The organism is Sinomonas atrocyanea (assembly GCF_030812675.1).
In the GTDB taxonomy this organism is placed as follows: Bacteria; Actinomycetota; Actinomycetes; order Actinomycetales; family Micrococcaceae; genus Sinomonas; species Sinomonas atrocyanea_B.
Window position 1 is genome coordinate 279,101 of the sequence record NZ_JAUSTE010000001.1, and the last position, 19,686, is coordinate 298,786.

Consider the following 19,686-nt stretch of genomic DNA (forward strand, 5'->3'; position numbering starts at 1 on the left):
CGGGTAGGCTGGTCGGTGCACGATTCGCGCGCCGACCAGCCGATGTCCGTTCCGATCATGGGAGCACCGTGACCAGCCCAGCGCCCACGCCCCGAGTGAGCCTCGTCATCCCGCTGTACAACGGGGCCGCCGTGATCGGCCGGGCCCTCGACAGCCTCCGCGCGCAGACCGTCGGCGCCTGGGAGGCCGTGGTGGTCGACGACTGCTCCACCGACGCCAGCGCGGACGCGGTCCGGAACTACATCGCGGCCACCGGCGACCAGCGCATCCGGCTGATCTCGCTCGACGCGAACTCCGGCCCGAGCGCGGCCCGGAACGCCGGCGTCGCCGCGTCGTCGGGCGACTTCGTGGGCTTCCTCGACAGCGACGACGAGCTGCTCCCCGCCGCGCTGGACCACCTCCTCGCGCTCGCCGCGGACCCCACGGTCGACGTCGCCGCCGGAGCCCACGTGGCCAAGCTCGCCAGCGGGCGCGAGAGCGTCCGCCCCGACCGTGTGGCCGGCACGCTCACCGGCCTCGAGGCCGTCGAGGCGCTGCTCCAGGAGCGCATCTGGAACTACAACCACGGCAAGCTCTACCGCCGGCGCCTCTTCGACGCGGTGCAGCACCGGGAGGACATCCGGCGCTACGAGGACATCATCTTCAACGCCGCCGCCTACTCCTACAGCACCAAGGTGCGGTTCAGCGCCACCCCGGTCTACGCCTACTACGTCGACGCAGCCTCGACCACGTGGTCGCAGAAGCTCACAGCCGACTTCGTCACGGACACGGAGACGTTCCTCCGCGAGGGCCTCAACCCCGCCGTCGCCCCCCTCGTCTCGCAGCGGTCCTGGCGCACCATGCGCACCACGCTCGCCGTCGTCGTGCTCTCCGGCGCCCTCGCCGGCGGCGCCGACGAGACGACCGTCGCGTCCCTCTCGTCCGTCCTGAGGGACAAGGTCCGGCTGAGGGACCTGCCCGACGTCTTCGCCTGCGCACCGCTCATCGCGGCCTCGGCCGTCGCAGCGCGGTTCGCGCCGGCCCTCTACGCCTCGGCGTACCGGTCCTACATCCGGCGCCAGTACGAGCTCGGGGCATGAGCCGAGACTCAGGGCAGGCGGTGGCCGTCACGGCTGCGCCGGCCAGCCACCGGTTCCTCTACCTGCTGGCCGCCGTCGCCCAGGGTGCCGGCCCCCTGATCACCCAGCCGTTCGTCCAGCGGACCCTCGACCCGGAGCAGTGGGGACGGGTCTCGTTCTCGATCTCCCTCGTGTCGGTCGCCCTGATCGTCATCCTCGTCGGCCTCCCGCTCATCATCACCCGCGCCTACTTCGACGGACCCGAGGGCCCGCGCAAGGCGGCGTCCCTGTCGGGCTTCGGCATCCTGCAGAGCGCCGGTCTGGGGATTCTGGGCGTCGGGGTCGCCGTCGGGCTGGCCGCCGCGGCAGGACGGCTCGCCGACGACCTCTCCACGGTGATCGCGCTCGCGGTGGTGGGGCTGCTGGGGGGAATCCAGATGTGCCTCTCCGTCCTGAGGGCGCAGCACCGCGCCCTGGCCTTCGTCGGGATCACGATCGGCGCGCAGACGCTCGGCCACCTCGCGGGCCTCGCCGCCGTGCTCCTCGTCTCGCGCAGCGCCGCCGCCTACATGGGTGCCTTCGCCATCGTCGTCGCACTGACCTCGGTGGCCAGCCTCATCGCCTCGAAGCCCGGCAGGCCCTTCGCCTTCCCCGGACTGGTGGGCGCCGCGCTGCGGACCTCGGCGCCGATGCTCCCCCACAGCGTCGCGCTCGTTCTCATGCTCCAGGGCGAATCGTTCATCCTCACCGCCCTGCATGGGCCCGCCTTCTACGGCAGGTACGGCGCCATGCTGCCCATGGCCCTCGGCCCCCTCGCCGTAATCATGGCCCTCGCGAATGTGTGGGAGACGGCGATCCTCGCGCACCGCGGCGAGGACGCGAAGGGCGCGGTCCGCCGCATCATGGTCGAGGGGGTCGCGGTCGGCGTGGCCCTCGCGGTCGCCGCGAGCGCGTCGGCCGTGCTGGCCGCGAACATCCTGGCGCACGATCCGACCGTCGAGCAGCTCCAGCTCGCCCGGATCATGCCGGCGATGGCCATGGGATACATCGTCTTCCTGCTGGGCACGACCCAGCTCGTGGCCATCGGGCGGACCCGGCTCATGGCGCTGGTCACCCCGGCCGTCGCCGTCGTGGACCTCGCGGTCATGCTCGTCCCGGCCTCCACTGGCAGCCTTTTCTGGGTGGGGGCCACCAAGGTGCTGGCCTTCGTGCTGCTGGGGCTGGCCTACATGGCCGCCGCACACCGCCACGGCCGCCACCTGATGGACGCGAAGATCATGGTGGTCGGCCTCGTGGCGAGCGTCGCCGTCTGCGCCCTCATGCTCCTGCTGCCCACCGACTTCTGGTTCGGCGTCGGGACCTTCGCCGCCGCGCTGGTCGCGTTCGCCGCCGCCGCCCTCTGGCTGTGGCGCTCCGGGCGCCTGAAGGCCGTCATCGGCTGATCCGGCGTCGCCCGGCTCGGCCACCACAGACACACCGGCGGCGCCGGACCCGAGGAGGGTCCGGCGCCGCCGGTGTCTGTGCTTGGGGGCCGGCTACGGCCGCAGCGCGTGGGCGGTCAGCCTCTTCAGCCCCGGCCACATGCGCTTCTGGACGACCTTGGGGGTCAGCGAGACCGCGTTCAGCCGCGAGGTCAGGTGGACGCGGGCCGCACGGGCCGCCCTCGTCCAGCCCAGCCGCGCGAAGTCGGCGGCGCACTCGTCGAAGAAGGCCCGCTCCTCGGCAAACCGGCGCCCGTCGAGGGCACGCACGGAGGAGTCCGACTCGCGGTGGCGCCGGTACTGGAAGCACACCGTGTCCGTGACGAGCATCTTCCCGCCGTCCATGATGATGTCCATCGCGAGGGCGAGGTCCTGGACCACGTTGTACTGCTCGCGGAAGTCGTGCTTGAGGATCGCCTCGGCGCGCCAGGCCACCGACGGGAAGTAGAGCCAGTCACCGGTGATGAGGCTCTCGGCGATGGCCTCGCCCTCGATGATGGCCTCGGACGAGCCGCCGACGGCCAGGCGCCGCAGGAAGGCCTTGACGCGGTCGCCGAGGGGCTCGTAGACGCTGCCGTTCTCATCGATCACCTCGACGCCGGGCTGGACGATCGCCACGTCCGGGTTCTGGAACGCCTTGCGGACCGTGCCGATGTAATTGGGCAGCATGATGTCGTCCGCGCCCATGACCACGACGACGTCGTGCTCGACGAGGGACAGGCACTTCTTGTAGTTCCCGTTGGCGCCGAGATTCTTCTCGTTGCGGAAGTAGCGCACCCGCGGGTCGCCGTCGACGAGGTTGGCGAAGTACTCCGGCAGGGTCTCGTCCGGGTACCCGTCGTCGACGATGGTCAGACGGAAGTCCTCGTCCTCCTGGCTGAGCACGGAGGCCACGGCGGCCTTCATCATGGCAACGTCCCCGTAGTAGGGGAACATCACGTCAATGGTCACTGTCAACCTCTTCTGATGCGATCGGACGTGCGGGATGGTGCACTGCGGTCGGGTCTTGGGGAGCCTCGCCCGACGCCGTGCCGCCCTTGCGGAGCACGTCGACGGACTGGCGCAGGATGGCGACCTCTTCGGCGAGGATCCTGGTCTCCTCCTCGAGGACCGTGAGCTCGCGCGAGACGTGGAGCCCGACGCCGACGAGGAGCACGATCGAGAGGGCGAAGAGGAGGTTCGCCGGAACCTTGATGCCGACGAGGGACGCCGCCCAGTCCAGCAGGCTCGGGAAGATGCCGAGGATGATCGTCAGGCCGCCGACGACGAGCCACAGGACGGCGTACTTCTCGCGCAGCTTGCCGGAACGGAGCATGGCCAGTACGGCCAGCACCATGCAGATGGCGATCACGAGGGAGAAGGCGACGCTCACGCGGAGGCCCCCGTCTCGCCGGCGATGTCACCGGCAGCGGGCGCGGTGATCTCGGCGGGCATCTTGGTGCGGGGACGTGCGAGCGCGAAGCAGAGCACGAGACCTGATCTGGCCAAGTAGATCGTCGCCTTCCACGGGCTGTGACTCGGGGTGCCGGCCTGCCGGGCCTTCATCTCCACGGGGACCTGGATGACCTTGCACCCGGACTTCACGGCCACCACCAGGGAGTCGATGGTGTCGCCGAGGTACTCGGCCGGGAAGTGCTCCATGTACTGGTGGAGTGCCTTGAGGTTTGCGGCCCGGAATCCGGAGGTGACGTCCGTGAGGCGCGCCCCGGCCACGGCGGAGATGACCTTCGCGAGGACGACCATGGCCCAGCGGCGTGGGCCCTTCGCGTCGTACGATCCGCGACCGGCGAAGCGGGCTCCGATGGAGATGTCCGCGTGCTCGAGCCCGGCGAGCACTCGGTCAATGTCGTGGGGGTCGTGCTGGCCGTCGGAGTCGACCTGGATGGCGCGGGTGTAGCCGTTCCGCAGCGCGTACTTGAATCCCGCGCGCATCGCCCCGCCGACGCCGAGGTTGAACGGCAGCCTCAGGACTGCCGCTCCGGCCTCGGCGGCGATCCGTGCCGTCGCGTCCTTCGAGCCGTCGTCCACGACCAGGATGTCGTGGTGCGGGACGATGGCCCTCACAGTCTGGATGGTGCCCCCGATGGCTTCTGCCTCGTTCCAGGCGGGCATGATGATGAGCGCGCCTGATCGCCTCGGTGTACCCATGATTGGCAACTATACCAAGTGCGCCCGGCCCTTCCCCTGCACGTCGGACCCAGTGCGACAGGGCATACTAGGGGGGTTGACCGACGCGAGGAGCCTCACCAGATGACCTGGATCCAGACCATCCCGACCTTCGCGGCAGCATTGGTGGTGATGTTCGGGCCCGGTCTGGCGGTGCTCGCGGCAGCCGGAGTCAGGCGGCTGAACCTTGTCGCGCTGGCCGCCCCGGTCTCCGCATCCGTCGCGGGCTGCACGGCCGTGGTGGCGCCGTTCGTGCGGCTCCCCTTCAACCCGGTGGTCTACTTCGTGGTCTCGGCCGTTCTGGCCCTCGCGGCGCTCGCCGGGCGCGTCCTGTGGCGCCGCCGCTCCCCCGGGCGGGACGGCGCCGGGGTGCTGGCCTCCAACGGTCCGCTCACGCACCTCGACCTCGGCCGGTGGATCGTCTGGGTGGGAGTGCCCCTGTCGGTGGCGTTCGCCGCCTTCATCATCGGCCGCCGGTACATCCTCGGCTTCGGTGCCCCCGAGGACTTCTCGCAGACGTTCGACAACATCTACCATCTCAACGCGATCCGCTACATCGAGGACCACGCCAACGGCTCGTCGCTCACGCTCGGCAACCTCACGGACTCGTCCCACTCGTTCTACCCGGCCGCGATGCACGACTCCATGGCACTCATCCTCCAGCTGGCCGGCGGCCCCGTGCCGGTCGTGGTCAATGTCGCCACGATCGTGATCGGCGCCCTCGTCTGGCCGCTCTCGTGCCTGTTCCTGATCAGCCGCATCGTCGGGTACCGCCCGGTCCCGCTCATGGCGGCGGGAGTCCTCTCGGCAGGCTTCAGTGCCTTCCCCTACCTCATGGTGGCGTTCGGGGTCCTCTATCCGAACCACGCCGCCATCGCGCTGATGCCTGCGGTGCTCGGGCTCGCGATCGAGGCCCTCGGCATGGCGCGCAGCCAGCCGTCGTCGCCCCTGGCGCCCATCCTCGCCCTCGTGGCGACGTTCCCCGGCCTCGCGCTGACCCACCCCTCGACGGCGATCGGCCTCCTCGGCTTCGCACTCCCTGTGGTCTGGGCGCGCTTCCTCGCCACGTGGGGCGCCTGGCGGAGGCGGACGACGTCGCGCCGCGCCCTGCGCCTCTGGGGCGCCTTCGCGCTCGTCTACTCCGTCGGCGTGGCCGGCATCTGGTACCTCCTGCGGCCGAGCCTGAGCGCCGCCCCGTGGGCCCCCTTCCAGTCCAACGCGCGCGCCATCGGCGAGGTCCTCGCCAATGCGCCGATGGGCACCACGGTCGCCTGGATCCTCACGCCCCTGACCTTCATCGGCCTGTACGTGCTCGCGCGGCAGCTGCGCCGCCTCTGGTGGGTCCTGGCCATGTACGCGATCGGGGGCGCCCTCTACGTCGTCGTCTCGAGCTGGAACCCGGGGTCCCTGCGCACCTTCCTCACCGGTGTCTGGTACAACGACAGCTTCCGGCTCGCGGCCATCCTGCCGGTCGTGGCCCTGCCGGTCGCCATCCTCGGCGCCGAGTGGCTCCTGTGGCGCATCCGCGCCGGGCTGGAACTCGCGCGGGAGTGGGCGGCAGGGACCACGCGCCTGCGCAGGTTCGCCGACTCCGCCGCACCGCGGTGGCAGGGCATCACCGCCATCGTGGTATCCCTCGTGATCCTCGCAATGGGCATCGGCTCCCAGGGAGGGACGCTCTCGAGCGTCCAGGACCGCATCCACCAGGTCTTCACCCTCGACGGCAACTCGATGCTCGTCGACTCGGACGAGCGCGCGCTGCTCGACCAGGTCCCCGGCATCGTCCCGGCGGGCGACACCATCGTGGCCAACCCGCTCATGGGAGGCTCCCTCGTGTACGCGCTCGAGGACCGGCGCACGGTGGCCCCGCACGTCTTCGGCGACCGGAGCCCCACCGAGGCGATGGTCCTCAACCACTGGGACGAGGCGGCCTACAACTCGCGCGTGTGCCCCGCGATCAAGGAACTCCACGCCTACTGGGCGCTCGATTTCGGCGACAAGACGGTCATCCCGTCCGACGACCCGTTCGTCGGGCTCAACGATCTGGCCACCGACTCGGCCCCGGGCGTCAAGCTCGTGGCCGAGGTGGGACATGCCCGGCTGTTCAGGGTCACCTGTCCCTAGCGGGCTCCTCGGCATCCTCGGTCGCGGCCGCACGGCGCCCGGCCCGGGCCGCGGGGAAGACCCAGAGGCGCATGAGGGTGAACGTGCCGGCCGCCACGACCGCCGTGGCGGCCAGCTGGGCGGGGATCTGGGGCCAGCCCCAGCCCTCGACGAACGTGTTGAGCAGACCGTAGTTGACCGCGTACCCCGCCGCGTTGGCGCCGAGGAACCTGAAGACGGTGGGCCACAGCGGCCCCTCGTGGCCGAACGTCCAGGCACGGTTCCCCCAGAAGCTCACCGCCATGCCGACCACGTAGCTCACGGTCATGGCCTCCGTGTGCCCCACGCCGGCCAGGGACTGCACGACGAAGAGCCCGTAGCCGACCGCGTTGTTCACGAGGCCGACCACCACGAAGCGGAAGACCCTGGCCAGCGCCGCGGTCCCCGGGCGCGGAACGTCCGGCCTCACGCGTCGCCCACGCGCGCCGCACCGCGGGGCGCCGGCGCGGGCGGCCGCCCCTCGCCGTGCCGGTACACCGAGCGCACGGTGTACAGCGGCCGGTCCTGCACCTCGCGGTAGATGCGGCCGATGTACTGCCCGAGGATCCCGAGCATGCTGATCTGGAGTCCTCCCACGAAGAGCACGCTCATGACGATGAAGGTCCATCCGTCCACGACGTTCTGGGGGGCGAACAGCTTCATGGCGAGCGCGTACAGCGCGCCCAGGACGGCGAGGCCGGAGGCGAGGAAGCCGATCCTGGAGATGACCATGAGGGGAAACGTGGAGAAGCCGAGGATGCCGTCTGCCGCGAGCTTGAGCATCTTGGCCATGGGGTACCCGGTCTCGCCGTGCAGCCGCTGGTCGCGGTCGAACGGGACCGCGACCTGCGTGAAGCCGACGTGGCTGACCATCCCGCGCAGGTAACGGTCCACTTCGCGGTACTTCTTGAGCTCGTCGACGACCCGGCGGTCGATCAGCCGGAAGTCGCCCGTGTTGGCGGGGATGTCGATGTCGGAGAGCCTGCGCAGGAGGCGGTAGTACGCGGCGGCGGTGGTGCGCTTGAACCAGGAGTCCTTCCTGGTGCGCCGCTGGGCATACGCGACGTCGGCACCGCGCCGCCAGGCGGCCACGAGGTCGAACACGACCTCGGGCGGGTCCTGCAGGTCGGTGTCCATGATGACCACGGCGTCGCCCCGGGCCTCGTCGAGGCCGGCCGTCACGGCGATCTGATGGCCGAAGTTCCGCGAGAAGTCGATCACCACCACGCGGGGGTCCCGTCCGGCCAGGCCGCGGAGCACCCCGAGGGACTCGTCCCGGCTGCCGTCGTTGATGTAGATGAACTCGGCGTCGCAGCCCAGCCGCTCCACGATCGCGGTGAGGCGTGAGTGCAGGGGGTGCACGTTCGCCGCTTCATTGTGGACAGGGAGGACAAAACTCATCAGTCCGGCGGACGGTCGGTCGGCGTCCCCCATGTTCTCAAGCACGCTCATGATTCTACGAGACGGCGGTGGAGCCGGAACGGTCCGGATCGGGTCGCGGGCTCCTCCGCCCGCGCCGGCGCGCGAGTGCGGCGTGTCCGTCCGCGACCGCGGCGGAGACGAGGACCGCGACCACCGGGACGTAGAGGTAGATGTAGCGGGCCCTGTTCTCGAAGAACGCCAGGAAGACCAGGAGCGCCAGGAACGCGAGCCGTGCCGCGGCGCCGGCCCACGCGTCCCGGCCGCGGCCGCCGACGAGCGCCGAGAGGACCAGGACGACGAGCACGGCGAACCACGCTGCCTGCCAGGCGCTGCGCACGAAAGGTGCCCCGTCGCCGTCGAACGTGTAGAAGCGGCGGATCTCCTGGCTGAGCGGATCGCGGGCGGGGAAGCTGTGGTTCTCCCGCGTGACCCCCTCAGCCCAGGCGTAGAACGACCCATCGCCGAGCGACCACCCGAGCTTGTCCAGGAGGAAGCCGGGGTATCCCGTGGGCCCCATCGCCTCGACCCGATCGAGGTAGCCGTTGAGCCCGTTGGCGAACCGATCGGCCGACGGGGTGCTCAGGGTGTTCCGGATGTCGTCGGCGTTGAAGCCGCCCCGGCCCGTCGCCCCCATCTTGAGGAAGTGCGTGAACGGCACGGCCTGCGTGTTGGCATCGAGGTTGAACTGGACGACGTGGGCGGCCCTGACGGCGGCGCCGCTGCCCAGGTAGGCGACGCCCGCGACGGAGAGGGCCACGGCGGCGGCCAGTGCGGTCCTGCCCCACGCGCGGGCTCCCCGCGACGAGAGCATCATCGTGAGCCCGGCCGCGGCGAGGGCGAAGACCACCGTCGGCTTGATCTGCACCCCGACCGCTGTGAGGACGCCGACTGCGCCCCACAGGGCGATCGAGCGCCCGCGGGGCGCGGTGCGGGCGATGTCGGCGAGGAGGAGGATGGCAATCGGGAACGGCATCGAGAGCGTGTCGGAGTAGGGGACGCCGCTCCACGGTCCGAGCGCCACGAACGGCACCGTGACGAGCAGGGTGCCCACCCCTGCCGCGGGACCTGCCAGCCGCCGGGCGAGCCTGACGGCCAGGACCGAGCTCACGGCCATGAAGAGGGCGTGCAGCCAGATCGCCGCCGCGAGGGTGTCGGTCACCCCGAACGCGCCGACGGCCTTGAAGTAGCATCCGAGGGCGAACGCGAGGAAGAGGTTGTTCGGGTACCACGCGAAGTACTGCTCGGCGAAGTCGTAGTGGGTCCCCTGCGCGAAGGCCGTCGCGGTGTCGAGCACCGCGCCGGCGTCCCAGCCGGGGGGCACGCGGACAGCCAGCCCGATGACCGCGGGGACGAGCGTGAGGACCAGCAGGCCGACGGCCGCCAGCGCCCACCGGCCCCGGTCGGGCACCCGGTCGAGCACTGCGGCGCACCAGGCGGCGGCGCGGTGGAGCAGCGGGGTGAGCGCGAGGAGGCCGGCGGCGGCGGCAACGACGAGCGGCGTGCTGTAGGGGACGAGGGTGGGCGGGGAGTCCGCCACCACGTTGACGAGGACGAGCAGGACCAGCGCGGACAGGACCGCGGCGACGGCGACGGCTCCCCGCGGCCTGCGCTCGCCCTCCGGCGCCGCCGCCTCCTGCGGCTCAGCCGTGGACCGCAGCATCGAACCTCCGGCTGACAAGCGGGACGAGGGACTTGATGTAGGTCCGCGAGACGTGGTCCCTGTCGAAGTAGACGTGCGCGCCGCCGATCACCGCATAGCACGTGGCCCCGGGACAGAACTGGTCGGAGAGGTCCAGGACACCGAGGCGCCGGTCGTGCAGGGCACGGACGCCCTCGGCCAGCGGGTCCGGAGGGAGCGCCGCCGAGCGCGGGTTCGAGCACCTGCGCGGGTCGTCGGGGCTCTGGGCGACGCAGTCCGGGGTGGCGTGGTCGAGGGTGAGCGGGGTATCGCGGATCACGAGCACCCGGGATCCGGCGGCGGCCCAGGGCATGAAGCGGCGGCTGACGGCGGAGCGGTACTGGTCCAGCTGCGGCCGGCCGGTGCCGTCGTCGATGGTCTCGCCGCTGCCGAAGGTGGAGGCGATGACCAGGTTGGGCCGTTCCGCGGTGATCCGCGCGGCGAGGTCGCGGCTCCACGTCAGGCACTTCTGCTGCAGTCCAGGATTGTCCGAGGAAACGCCCATGAACGCCACGCGCTTGGCGTCGACGAGGGGACACCCACCGACGAGGCTCTCGTAGAGGACCCAGTGCCGCTGCCGGGCGAGTTCGTGGATCGCCGCCTTCCACTGTTCGGCATGGGAGTCGCCGATCAGCCAGACGGTCTCGGAGGCGGGCCTCCCCTGAGTGAAGTCGCAGCGCAGGAGGGCCCGCTGCTGGCCGGCCATCACGGGATTGGGCGCCGGGCTGCATTCCGGGGCGTTGAACCAGGGCGCCTCGCTGTCGCCCACGTTGGCGACCTCCGCGGGGCCGAACGGGTCGGCACACCCCTGGGGATCGGCGAGGCTCGCCGCACCGAAGCAGGCTCCGCTCGCCAGCAGGGCTGCGCGGTGCTCCTGGGCGGTCTGCTCGGCAGCGGCCGCACCGGTCAGGGACAGCCCGGCGATGGCCACGGCGCTCATCGCGGCGACGGTCGCGAGCAGGACCTTCCGCGGCGACGAGGAGCGCAGCGGCCGGGTCCTGCCCGGGTCCTCGACGAAGCGCTTGGTGACCGCCGCGAGCAGGAGCGAGAGGACGACGATCCCCAGCCGATCGGCGGTGCCGAGGTCCCGTGCCAGGGCCGACGGGGCGAGGATGATGAGCGGCCAGTGCCAGAGGTAGAGCGAGTAGGAGATGTCCCCCACGTACTGGACCGGCCGGTTCTCGAGCAGCCGCACGGGCGACCATCCCGGCCGTTGGGGCCCGGACGCGATGATGAGCGCCGTCCCGGCCACCGGGACCGCGGCCAGATAGCCGGGGAAGAGGGTCGTCTCGTTGAACGCGAGCGCCGAGACCACGAGGAGGCCGAGCCCCGCCGTCTGGAGGATTCCCCTGACCGACATCGGCAGCGGTGCCGCGCCGCGCTCCCGGAGGCGATGGCCGACGACGGCGATGAGGCCGCCGGCCGCGAACTCCCAGGCGCGGCCCGGGGTCACGAAGTACGCGGGGCTGCGGTCGGTCATGGTGTACCAGACGCAGAAGGCGAAGGAGGCGGCCCCCACGAGGGAGAACGCCAGCGTGAGGCTGCGGTGGTGGCGGATGCGGAACCTCGTCGCCAGGGCCCACGCCGCGAGGAGGAGGAGGGGCCACAGCAGGTAGAACTGTTCCTCCACCGACAGCGACCAGTAGTGCTGGACCGTCGAGGCACCCTCGCTGTGGGCCGAGTAGTCGACCGACTTCGCCGCCAGCACCCAGTTCTCCGCGTAGAAGGCCGCCGCGATCGTCTCCTGGGCGATGACCGCCCAGCGGTTGAACGGCAGCCAGACGTAGGCCGCCGCCAGGGCCACGAGCCCGACCAGCAGCGCCGCAGGGAGCAGCCTCTTGGCCCGGCGCGCGTAGAACGAGCCCAGTCGGACCGTTCCCGTCCGGCGGACCTCCGCCAGGAGGTGGTTGCTGATGAGGTAGCCGGAAATGACGAAGAAGATGTCGACGCCGACGTAGCCGCCGGGGAGGTGCCGCGGCCACACATGGTTCACGACGACGGCCGCCACCGCCAGGGCCCGGAGGGCCTGGATGTCCTTCCGGACCGTGCGCGGGGCGGCGGGGGCCGGGGCTGCCGGCTCTGCGGAGCGCCGCTCCCCCGGCTCGGTCTGGGTCACGGCGGCGCTACCTGCCGGTGCGCGCGAGGTACGCGCAGCGGGCGAGTCCGGGCATGACCGTCTGGATGGCCCACTTGATGGAGGTGGGCGACGCGGCGACGAGCGCGAGGAAGTCCTGGTCCGTGTTGAGCAGGAGGGTCGACCCGCGCCGCTGGGCGGGGATGCCGGACAGCACCTTCCCGTCGGCGATGTCCTTGTGCTCGTCCGGGCGGACGCCGACGACGACGACGTCGGCCACGAGCTCGGCGGCCCGGTTGGCGTCGAGGTAGACCGTCTTGGGCCCGGCGGGCTGCCCGTTCGGCTGGCCGTCGGCGACGATCTTCGCGAGGGCGGGCGCGGGCTTGAGGCCGAAGTCGGCGAGCACGCGCATGGCGTTGGAGTCCTGGGTGTGGACCTCGAAGGAGGCCCCGGGCACGGAGCGCGCCTCCAGGCAGAGCACCGTCGCGCCCGCGAGGTCCTTGTACGCTCCCGCGGCGTCGCGGATGGCGCCCTCGGTCTCGGTCACGAGGGACCGGCCGGCGTCCTTGCGGCCCAGCGCCTGGGCGACCGTCGTCGTCGTCGTCCGCCAGTCCGTGTCCTTCGGGCGGCCGGGCCACGCGACGGTGGGCGCGATCTTGGTCAGCTGGGTGTAGATGTCTGCCGTCTCGGCGGCGTCCTTGCCGAAGGCCGCGTTGACCGCGAGGATCAGGTCGGGCTTGATGTCCTGCAGGTCGCCCCACGGAACGCCCGCGTCGTCGTGGTAGTTGCGGGGCAGGAGGGCGTCGAGCTGGCTCACGGCCTTGGAGAACCAGGGCGGCGTCCCGTAGCCGCGCAGCGCCTCCACCGGGTAGCCGGCGGGCAGCACGCCGAGTTCGACGCAGACGTCCGCGCTCGACCACCCGAGGGTGGCGACGATGCGCGGTTCCTTGTCGATCGTGGTGGACCCGAGGGCGTGCCTGATGGTCGTGGGGAAGGAGTTGTCCTCGACGGCGGTCCGGTCGGCGCTCTTCTTGTCGAGGCACCCGGTCAGGAGGAAGGGCAGCGACACGCCGCCCGCCAAGAACGCCCGTCGGCTCCAAGAGCTGGTCGACGTCGTCTGGGGCTTCGGCATCCGCTTCCTCATCCTTCATTCCTCGAGCGCCGGAAGGGCCGGCACACACCCAATCAATGGTACCGGTCAGTACTTGACGAATTTGACGATCACGTGGCCCGGGCCGCTCCAGCGCCCCTGCTCCGCGAACCCGCGGCTGCGGAGGAACTCCTCCTCCTGGGGCTTCTCCACGGGCCGGATCGCGAAGACGACCTTCTGCCGGTCCACGAGCGCCGATCGGCTCTCGAGCGGGAACCTCTGGTTGAAGATCAGGCCCCACTGTGCGGCGCTGATGCCGCGCGTGAGGTCCACGAGTCCCTCGAAGGGCCGCGGGTAGGCGGCGATGAACAGGTCCTCGCCCGCCGCGACCGCGAAGGACTCCCCCGGCCGGGCGTGGTCCCGGATCGTGTCCGCGACGAAGCGGAAGTCGTCGGAAGGGCTCCGGGCGAACTCCGTCCGCTGTCCGGCGATGGCCAGGAGTGCGCCGCCGGCGAGCGTCAGCGCGGCAGCCCCGGCAACCCAGCGGGCGGCCGCGGGCCGTGTGAGGGACACTGCTCCGTTGGCGGCGAGCAGGCACAGCCCGGGCGCAGTGAAGGTGAGGTAGCGCGGAAGGTAGTAGGAGCTGCCCATCAGGGCCGAGCCGACCAGGAGGACGGCGAGCGGGACGGTGATGAGCGCCAGGCCGAGCACGGTCGAGAACGAGCGCGGGCGGCGGACCACGCCCCAGACCGCCAGCGCCAGGACGGCGACGGCGGTCATCACCATGCCGACGACGAGCGGCGCCGAGGCCGCCGGGACGATGCCGGTGTCGGTCCACATCGCAGCGTGCGAGAAGTACTGCAGGAAGACGATCTCGCGGCCCACATGCCAGTCGAGGGGCGGGATCCACGCGACCTGGAACGTCTGGCGCGAGGCGGCCGCGGCGACCCAGGCCGCCACGCCGGCGGCCGGGACGCTCGCCAGGGCCACCTTCCACCAGTGGGGGCGGAGGCGCCGGTCGGCGAGGGCCGCGAGCACCGCGACCGGGGCGAGCAGGATGCAGTAGAACGACAGGCCGGTGGACACCAGGAGCGCGGCCCCGAGGCCCGCGGCGGCGCGCCACCGTCCGCTCTCCCGGAGGGCGGCCAGGGCCGCGATGCAGAGGGATGTGCCGAGGACCGTGAGCGCGTACGAGCGCGCGTCCGTCGCCGCGAACTGGAACCTCGGCAGCAGGACCAGCACGACGGCCGCGGCGAGCCCCGTCCGCGGGCCACCGAGCCGCCGGGCCGCGACTGCCAGGGCGGCGGCCGCCGCGGCGCCCGCAGCGATGCTCGGCGCCCGCAGGGTCAGCTCGCTCACGCCCACCGCGTCGGTCAGCGACTTGACGAGCATGTAGTAGAGGCCGTGGACGACGTCGACCTTGCCGAGCATGAAGAACAGCTCGGGCCAGGAGCGGCGGACGGCGCTGGCGGTCGCCGCCTCGTCGGTCCACAGGCTGGGGACCCAGGAGGCCGGCACGAGGGTGACGAGGGCGAGGGCTGCGGCCGCCAGCGGAAGGAGCAGGCGTCCGCGCGGGGAGCCGTGGGTCGCTTCGACGGCGCGGGCGTGGGTCCCCCGCAGGGGGCCTGCGTGGCTCACGCCTCCGTGCCTGCGGACTCCGAGCTGCGGCGGCGGAGCTCCTTGACGACCTCGTGCACCTCGCCGTCCATGATCACCCTGCCATGCTCGAGCAGCACTCCGCGCTCGCAGATGGTCGAGACGAGGTCGAGGTCGTGGCTCACCACGAACAGGGTCTTGCCCGCCGCGGCGAGCTCCTTGATCTTGGAGATGCACTTGCGCTGGAAGGGCTCGTCGCCCACGGCGAGGATCTCGTCGATGAGGAAGACCTCGGGATCCGTGTGGACCGCGATGCTGAAGGCGAGGCGCAGGTACATGCCGGAGGAGTAGAACTTGACCTCGGTGTCGATGAACTCGCCGATCTCGGAGAACTCGACGATCGAGTCGAACATCGCGTCGATCTGCTGCTCCGACATGCCCAGGATCGCGCCGTTGAGGTAGACGTTGTCGCGCCCGCTGAGGTCGTGGTGGAAGCCCGCGCCCACCTCGATGAGTCCGGCGACGCGGCCGCGCGTGCGCACCGAGCCGGCATCCGGCTGGAGCACCCCGGAGATGAGCTTGAGGAGGGTCGACTTGCCCGAGCCGTTCAGGCCCATCAGGGCGACGGTCTCGCCCTCCTCCACGTGGAGGGAGACGTCCTTGAGCGCGTCGAACTTCTTCGAGATGTCCCCGCGACGGCCGCGGAGGATCCACATGACCGCTTCCTTGAGGGACCGGGTGTGGCGGAGCACGAACTCCTTGCGCACCCCCTGGACGGTGATGGCGGTCTGCATCGTGACGGTGTGCTCAGCCATTCACAGCTCCTGCGCGAACTTGACCGACAGGCGCGAGAACGTGAACTGCCCCACGAGGAGGATGGCCACCGTCACGACGCCCGCGAGGGGGAACCACAGCTCGAACAGTCCCGGCACGGTGGCGGTCGACGGCGCGGCGAGCTGCGCGCCGTCGAGCGTCGGGCGCCAGAACGCCCAGTGGAACACCTCGACGGCGACGGTCATGGGATTGAGCTGGTAGAGCGGGAAGAACGGCCCGAGCACCCGCTCGACCTGGCTCCAGAGATAGAGGACGGGAGAGGCCCAGGTGACCATCATGATCAGCAGGTCGACGAGGTTCTCCGAATCGCGGAAGTAGACGTTGATGGCGCCGAAGAACAGCCCGAGGCCGATGGCGAGCACTGCCAGCATGACGAAGGCCGCGATCAGGGCGAGCACCGACCACAGGGTCGGCAGCCAGCCGAAGAACAGGCAGACCACCAGGAGGATGAGGACCTGGGGCAGGAAGTGCGCCGCGGACACCCACACGCTCGCGACCGGGAACAGTTCGCGGGGCAGGTAGATCTTCCGGATGAGGTCCCGGTTGTTCACGATCGACCGCGTGGCATTGCCCAGTGCCTCTGTGAAGAAGTTCACGAGGACGATGCCGGCGAACAGGTAGATCGGGTAGTTCGGCGTGGAGCCCTGTGCGTTGAGGAAGAGCCCCAGGGCGATGTAGAACACCAGGAACTGCATGCCCGGGCGCATGTAGGACCAGACGATGCCGAGGACCGACCCGCGGTAGCGGACCTTGATCTCCTTGCGGACCAGGAGCTTGAGCAGGAAGCGGTTCCGGTAGACGTCCTTGAGGCCGCCACTGCGCCCGGGCTGGGTCAGGCCCGCTTCGACGTCAGTGCTTGCCACGGTTCCTTCCTCCATCGCTGCGGGTGTGCTCGGCGAACGTGGCGCGCCAGGCCTCCATGCTGGTCACGCGTGCCGCCGCCTCGCGGTAGCGGGCGGCGAGGGCGTCCCAGTCGCGCCACAGCCCGGCGTGCACCGCGGCGGACTTCGCGATCCCGGGCTTGAGCAGCTCCGGGCGCCGGCGGTACCAGGACGAGGCGGTGCCCTCCGCGTTGGTGATGACCACGGAGTCGTAGTTCGTCAGCCGCCACCATTTGTTGTCCTTGTGGGCGAGGTGGGCCTGCGGGTGCTCGGCCGCCTCGGGCGCCACCGCGCGGGTCAGCTGCCGGGCGAAGGCCTTGGCGGCCCACGGGATCAGCTCCTTCTTGGTGGGCGAGCCGGCCGCATCGATCCCGCGCGGCGCCTCCGCGCTGTGCGGAGCGGGGAACTCGTCGACGTCGTCGCGGAACTGCGCCTCGCTGTACTGGGAGCGGAGCGCGACGGCGTCGGGCAGCTTCGAGGGCAGGTCGGCGTGGAGCACGTCGGGCCCGCGCTGGACGTCGGCAAGGGCGATCGACCGCAGTGCCTCGGCGTAGTACTGCATGGAGAACAGGTGCTTGACGTCGACCTGGAACGACTCCCGCAGGACGCGGCCGCCGTGGGCGAAGGGGCTGTGCAGCAGCGCGGCGACCAGCCTGTTGCGCGCGTAGAAGTAGGCCTGCCAGCCGATGTCGTCCTGCTTGTCCTCCCACGAGACGTGCCAGAGGCCCGCTCCGGGGAGGGAGACCGTGGGGAACCCGGCCTTCTTGGCCCGCAGCCCGTACTCGATGTCGTCCCACTTGATGAACAGCGGCAGCGAGAGGCCGACCTCGCGGATCACGGCGGTCGGAATGAGGCACATCCACCAGCCGTTGTAGTCCGCGTCCGCCCGGCGGTGCAGCCAGGGCGTCTGGCGGAGGTTCGAGTCGACGAAGTCGTGCCGCAGGCGCATGTCGATCCGGGGGATCTCCGGCGTGATGCGGTACGGATCGACGACTTCGGCGTAGGCGTGCAGGATGGTGCGCGCGTGGAGGTCGAACATGTGGCCGCCGACCAGCGTGGGCTTCTTGCAGTGGTCGGCGAAGGTCACGAGCCGCACAATGCTCTCGGGCTCCACGACGACGTCGTCGTCCAGCAGGAGGACGTAGTCGTAGCCGCCCTCGACCGCTTCGAACATGCCGCGGGCGAACCCGCCGGACCCGCCGAGGTTGGACTGCTCGATCACGCGCAGACGGCCGCCCAGCGCAGCCTCGACGGCGGCGAACTCGGGATGGTCGCGCACCTGGTCGGTGCCCTGGTCGACGATGAGGATCTCGCTGATCCGCTCGAGCACCTCGGGGTGGGCGGCGAACTGCTTCGCGTTCTCGATGCAGTACCCGGGCTTGTTCAGGGTCGTGATCTCGACCATCACGGACCCGCGCCGGGCGGTGTCCCCGGTGTGGGCCTGCCCGGGGCGGGCGTCCCAGTGGGCACGGACGAGTTCGATGCCGTCGCGGCTCGCGTTCAGGTCGAACCAGTACCAGCCTCCGTCGCCGAACGGGGAGAGGTCGAGCTCGAACTCCGCCCGCTGGCGGCCGTCGACCGCGCGGGAGGCCACCCGCTGCAGGTGGCCCCTCGCGTTGGAGCGGTACACGACGACGGTGCCGCGCCCCTCGGTCTCGACCACGAGGCGCACGCGGCGGACCGCGGTCCACCTGCGCCAGTAGCTCGCCGGGAAGGCGTTGAAGTAGGTGCCGAACGAGACGTGCTGGCCGGGCCGCACCGCCATCGACTCCCGGGAGAGGAAGTCCTCGTAGTGCGCCTCGGTGGCCTGGGAGGAGACGAGGTTGAGCTTCTCGTCCGGCTTCCGCGGCTTCCGGTACAGGGTGTCGTCCTCCACGAGCCGGACGCCGTGCGACGAGCCGGCGTCCACGTAGAGGGGGACCACGTCCTCCTGCCCGGTGGCGGGCAGGACGACCCGCTGGATCTCCTGCCACGCGGACGCGGCGTCGGGCGAACCGGCAGCGACAGCGGTCTCCGCCGTCGTCACTCGTCCACTCCCCCGCTCACGAGGGCCTGGCCGCCCTCGAAGTGCGGCTTGATCCTGTTCTCGTACATCGACAGCGCCGAGCCGATGGCCATGTGCATGTCGAGGTACTTGTAGGTGCCGAGCCGGCCGCCGAAGAGGACGTTGTCCTCGGCCTTGGCCAGATCGCGGTAGGCGAGCAGCTTCGCGCGGTCGGCCTCGGTGTTGATCGGGTAGTAGGGCTCGTCGCCCTTCTCCGCGAAGCGGGAGAACTCGCGCATGATGACCGTCTTCTCGGTCTGGTAGTTCCGCTCGGGGTGGAAGTGGCGGGGCTCGATGATCCGGGTGTACGGCACCTCGGCGTCGTTGTAGTTCACCACCGACGTCCCCTGGAAGTCACCCGTGGGGAGGACTTCCTCCTCGAAATCGATCGTGCGCCAGGACAGGTCGCCCTCGGCGTAGTCGAAGTAGCGGTCCACGGGGCCGGTGTAGACGACCGGGACGCTGCCGACCACGCTGCCCTTGCTGACGGGCTGCGACTCGTCGAAGAAGTCCGTGCTGAGCCGCACGTCGATGTTGGGGTGGTCCGCCATCCGCTCGATCCACGCGGTGTAGCCCTGGGTCGGGAGCCCCTCGTAGGTGTCGTTGAAGTAGCGGTTGTCGTAGGTGTAGCGCACCGGCAGGCGGGAGATGATCCCGGCGGGCAGATCCTTCGGGTCGGTCTGCCACTGCTTGCCCGTGTAGTGCTTGATGAAGGCCTCGTACAGCGGGCGCCCGATGAGCTGGATGCCCTTGTCGTTGAGGTTCTGCGGGTCGGTGCCCGCGAGCTCGCCCGCCTGCTCCGCGATGAGTGCCCGTGCCTCGGCGGGGGTGTAGTTGGCCCGGAAGAACTGGTTGATCGTGCCGAGGTTGATCGGCAGCGGGAAGACCTCGCCCTTGTGGACCCCGTACACGCGGTGCACGTAGTCGGTGAAGGTCGTGAAGCGGTTGACGTACTCCCAGACCTTCTCGTTGGAGGTGTGGAAGAGGTGGGCGCCGTAGCGGTGGACCTCGATCCCCGTCTGCTCCTCGGTCTCGCTGTACGCGTTGCCGCCGATGTGGTGCCGCCGGTCGATCACGGTGACCTTGAGGCCCAGCTCGCTGGCTGCCCTCTCGGCCACGGTGAGCCCGAAGAATCCGGATCCGACAACGACGAGGTCTGCAGTCAAGGTGTCTCCCTGTGAGAAAAGCCGAGCGCCGCCGCGCGAGGGGCAGCGACCCGA

The 19,686-nt window shown here is 70.7% G+C and carries 16 protein-coding genes; 3 read left to right on the forward strand and 13 right to left on the reverse strand.

Annotation, left to right across the window (positions count from 1 at the left end; all coding sequences use genetic code 11):
* Positions 1–68 precede the first annotated feature (68 nt).
* Both J2W20_RS01290 and J2W20_RS01295 read left to right on the forward strand, forming a co-directional pair.
* Positions 69–1,079 carry a glycosyltransferase family 2 protein gene (locus J2W20_RS01290; protein WP_307003901.1) on the forward strand — a complete coding sequence of 337 codons (1,011 nt, stop codon included), beginning with the start codon at positions 69–71 and terminating at the stop codon, positions 1,077–1,079.
* Positions 1,076–2,500, forward strand: a complete 1,425-nt coding sequence (locus J2W20_RS01295) for a lipopolysaccharide biosynthesis protein (protein ID WP_307003902.1) — start codon at positions 1,076–1,078, stop codon at positions 2,498–2,500. Before J2W20_RS01290 ends, J2W20_RS01295 begins: the two co-directional genes overlap by 4 nt.
* 93 nt (positions 2,501–2,593) lie before the next feature.
* Here the strand turns inward: J2W20_RS01295 and J2W20_RS01300 are convergent, their stop codons facing one another.
* The 3 genes from J2W20_RS01300 to J2W20_RS01310 are packed head-to-tail and all read right to left on the reverse strand — an operon-like array spanning position 2,594 to position 4,687.
* Entirely contained in the window at positions 2,594–3,490 is an 897-nt protein-coding gene (locus J2W20_RS01300; protein WP_307003904.1) for a glycosyltransferase family 2 protein, read from the reverse strand.
* Complete coding sequence (locus J2W20_RS01305; RefSeq protein ID WP_307003907.1) at positions 3,480–3,911, reverse strand: DUF2304 domain-containing protein; 432 nt, start codon at positions 3,909–3,911, stop codon at positions 3,480–3,482. The genes J2W20_RS01300 and J2W20_RS01305 overlap by 11 nt, the downstream gene beginning before the upstream one ends.
* On the reverse strand, positions 3,908–4,687 hold the full coding sequence (locus J2W20_RS01310; protein ID WP_307003909.1) for a glycosyltransferase family 2 protein: 780 nt from the start codon (positions 4,685–4,687) through the stop codon (positions 3,908–3,910). Before J2W20_RS01310 ends, J2W20_RS01305 begins: the two co-directional genes overlap by 4 nt.
* A gap of 102 nt (positions 4,688–4,789) precedes the next feature.
* Between J2W20_RS01310 and J2W20_RS01315 the strand changes: the two genes are divergently transcribed.
* Positions 4,790–6,829 (forward strand): DUF6541 family protein, encoded by a 2,040-nt coding sequence (locus J2W20_RS01315; protein WP_307003911.1) that lies wholly within the window; start codon positions 4,790–4,792, stop codon positions 6,827–6,829.
* Here the strand turns inward: J2W20_RS01315 and J2W20_RS01320 are convergent.
* The 10 genes from J2W20_RS01320 to glf form a co-directional block, all read right to left on the reverse strand.
* Positions 6,816–7,277, reverse strand: coding sequence for a GtrA family protein (locus tag J2W20_RS01320; RefSeq protein ID WP_307003913.1), 462 nt, complete (start codon positions 7,275–7,277; stop codon positions 6,816–6,818). The genes J2W20_RS01315 and J2W20_RS01320 overlap by 14 nt on opposite strands.
* Entirely contained in the window at positions 7,274–8,293 is a 1,020-nt protein-coding gene (locus J2W20_RS01325) for a glycosyltransferase family 2 protein (RefSeq protein WP_307003915.1), read from the reverse strand. The genes J2W20_RS01320 and J2W20_RS01325 overlap by 4 nt, the downstream gene beginning before the upstream one ends.
* A gap of 10 nt (positions 8,294–8,303) precedes the next feature.
* Positions 8,304–9,929 (reverse strand): glycosyltransferase family 39 protein, encoded by a 1,626-nt coding sequence (locus J2W20_RS01330; protein WP_307003916.1) that lies wholly within the window; start codon positions 9,927–9,929, stop codon positions 8,304–8,306.
* Complete coding sequence (locus J2W20_RS01335) at positions 9,910–12,063, reverse strand: acyltransferase family protein (RefSeq protein WP_307003918.1); 2,154 nt, start codon at positions 12,061–12,063, stop codon at positions 9,910–9,912. The genes J2W20_RS01330 and J2W20_RS01335 overlap by 20 nt, the downstream gene beginning before the upstream one ends.
* A 7-nt stretch (positions 12,064–12,070) precedes the next feature.
* Complete coding sequence (locus tag J2W20_RS01340; protein WP_307003920.1) at positions 12,071–13,090, reverse strand: ABC transporter substrate-binding protein; 1,020 nt, start codon at positions 13,088–13,090, stop codon at positions 12,071–12,073.
* A 129-nt stretch (positions 13,091–13,219) separates the two neighbouring features.
* Positions 13,220–14,749 (reverse strand): glycosyltransferase family 39 protein, encoded by a 1,530-nt coding sequence (locus J2W20_RS01345; RefSeq protein ID WP_307003921.1) that lies wholly within the window; start codon positions 14,747–14,749, stop codon positions 13,220–13,222.
* Positions 14,746–15,501, reverse strand: coding sequence for an ABC transporter ATP-binding protein (locus tag J2W20_RS01350; protein WP_307004699.1), 756 nt, complete (start codon positions 15,499–15,501; stop codon positions 14,746–14,748). Before J2W20_RS01350 ends, J2W20_RS01345 begins: the two co-directional genes overlap by 4 nt.
* Positions 15,502–15,522: 21 nt before the next feature.
* Positions 15,523–16,419: an ABC transporter permease gene (locus J2W20_RS01355; RefSeq protein ID WP_373457943.1), complete on the reverse strand. Its 897-nt coding sequence runs from the start codon at positions 16,417–16,419 to the stop codon at positions 15,523–15,525.
* Complete coding sequence (locus tag J2W20_RS01360; RefSeq protein WP_307003924.1) at positions 16,391–18,448, reverse strand: glycosyltransferase; 2,058 nt, start codon at positions 18,446–18,448, stop codon at positions 16,391–16,393. The genes J2W20_RS01355 and J2W20_RS01360 overlap by 29 nt, the downstream gene beginning before the upstream one ends.
* The gene (gene glf / locus J2W20_RS01365) at positions 18,445–19,632 is read right to left on the reverse strand and encodes a UDP-galactopyranose mutase (protein WP_307003926.1); all 1,188 of its coding nucleotides are present in this window, start codon (positions 19,630–19,632) and stop codon (positions 18,445–18,447) included. The genes J2W20_RS01360 and glf overlap by 4 nt, the downstream gene beginning before the upstream one ends.
* Positions 19,633–19,686 lie beyond the last annotated feature (54 nt).

What these genes read in the sequence shown, in the direction of transcription:
- J2W20_RS01315 (WP_307003911.1), top strand. Translation starts at nt 4,790, where the DNA reads ATGACCTGGATCCAGACCATCCCGACCTTCGCGGCAGCATTGGTGGTG.
- J2W20_RS01350 (WP_307004699.1), bottom strand. Translation starts at nt 15,501, where the DNA reads ATGCAGACCGCCATCACCGTCCAGGGGGTGCGCAAGGAGTTCGTGCTC.
- J2W20_RS01310 (WP_307003909.1), bottom strand. Translation starts at nt 4,687, where the DNA reads ATGGGTACACCGAGGCGATCAGGCGCGCTCATCATCATGCCCGCCTGG.
- J2W20_RS01355 (WP_373457943.1), bottom strand. Translation starts at nt 16,419, where the DNA reads ATGGAGGAAGGAACCGTGGCAAGCACTGACGTCGAAGCGGGCCTGACC.
- J2W20_RS01295 (WP_307003902.1), top strand. Translation starts at nt 1,076, where the DNA reads ATGAGCCGAGACTCAGGGCAGGCGGTGGCCGTCACGGCTGCGCCGGCC.
- J2W20_RS01330 (WP_307003916.1), bottom strand. Translation starts at nt 9,929, where the DNA reads ATGCTGCGGTCCACGGCTGAGCCGCAGGAGGCGGCGGCGCCGGAGGGC.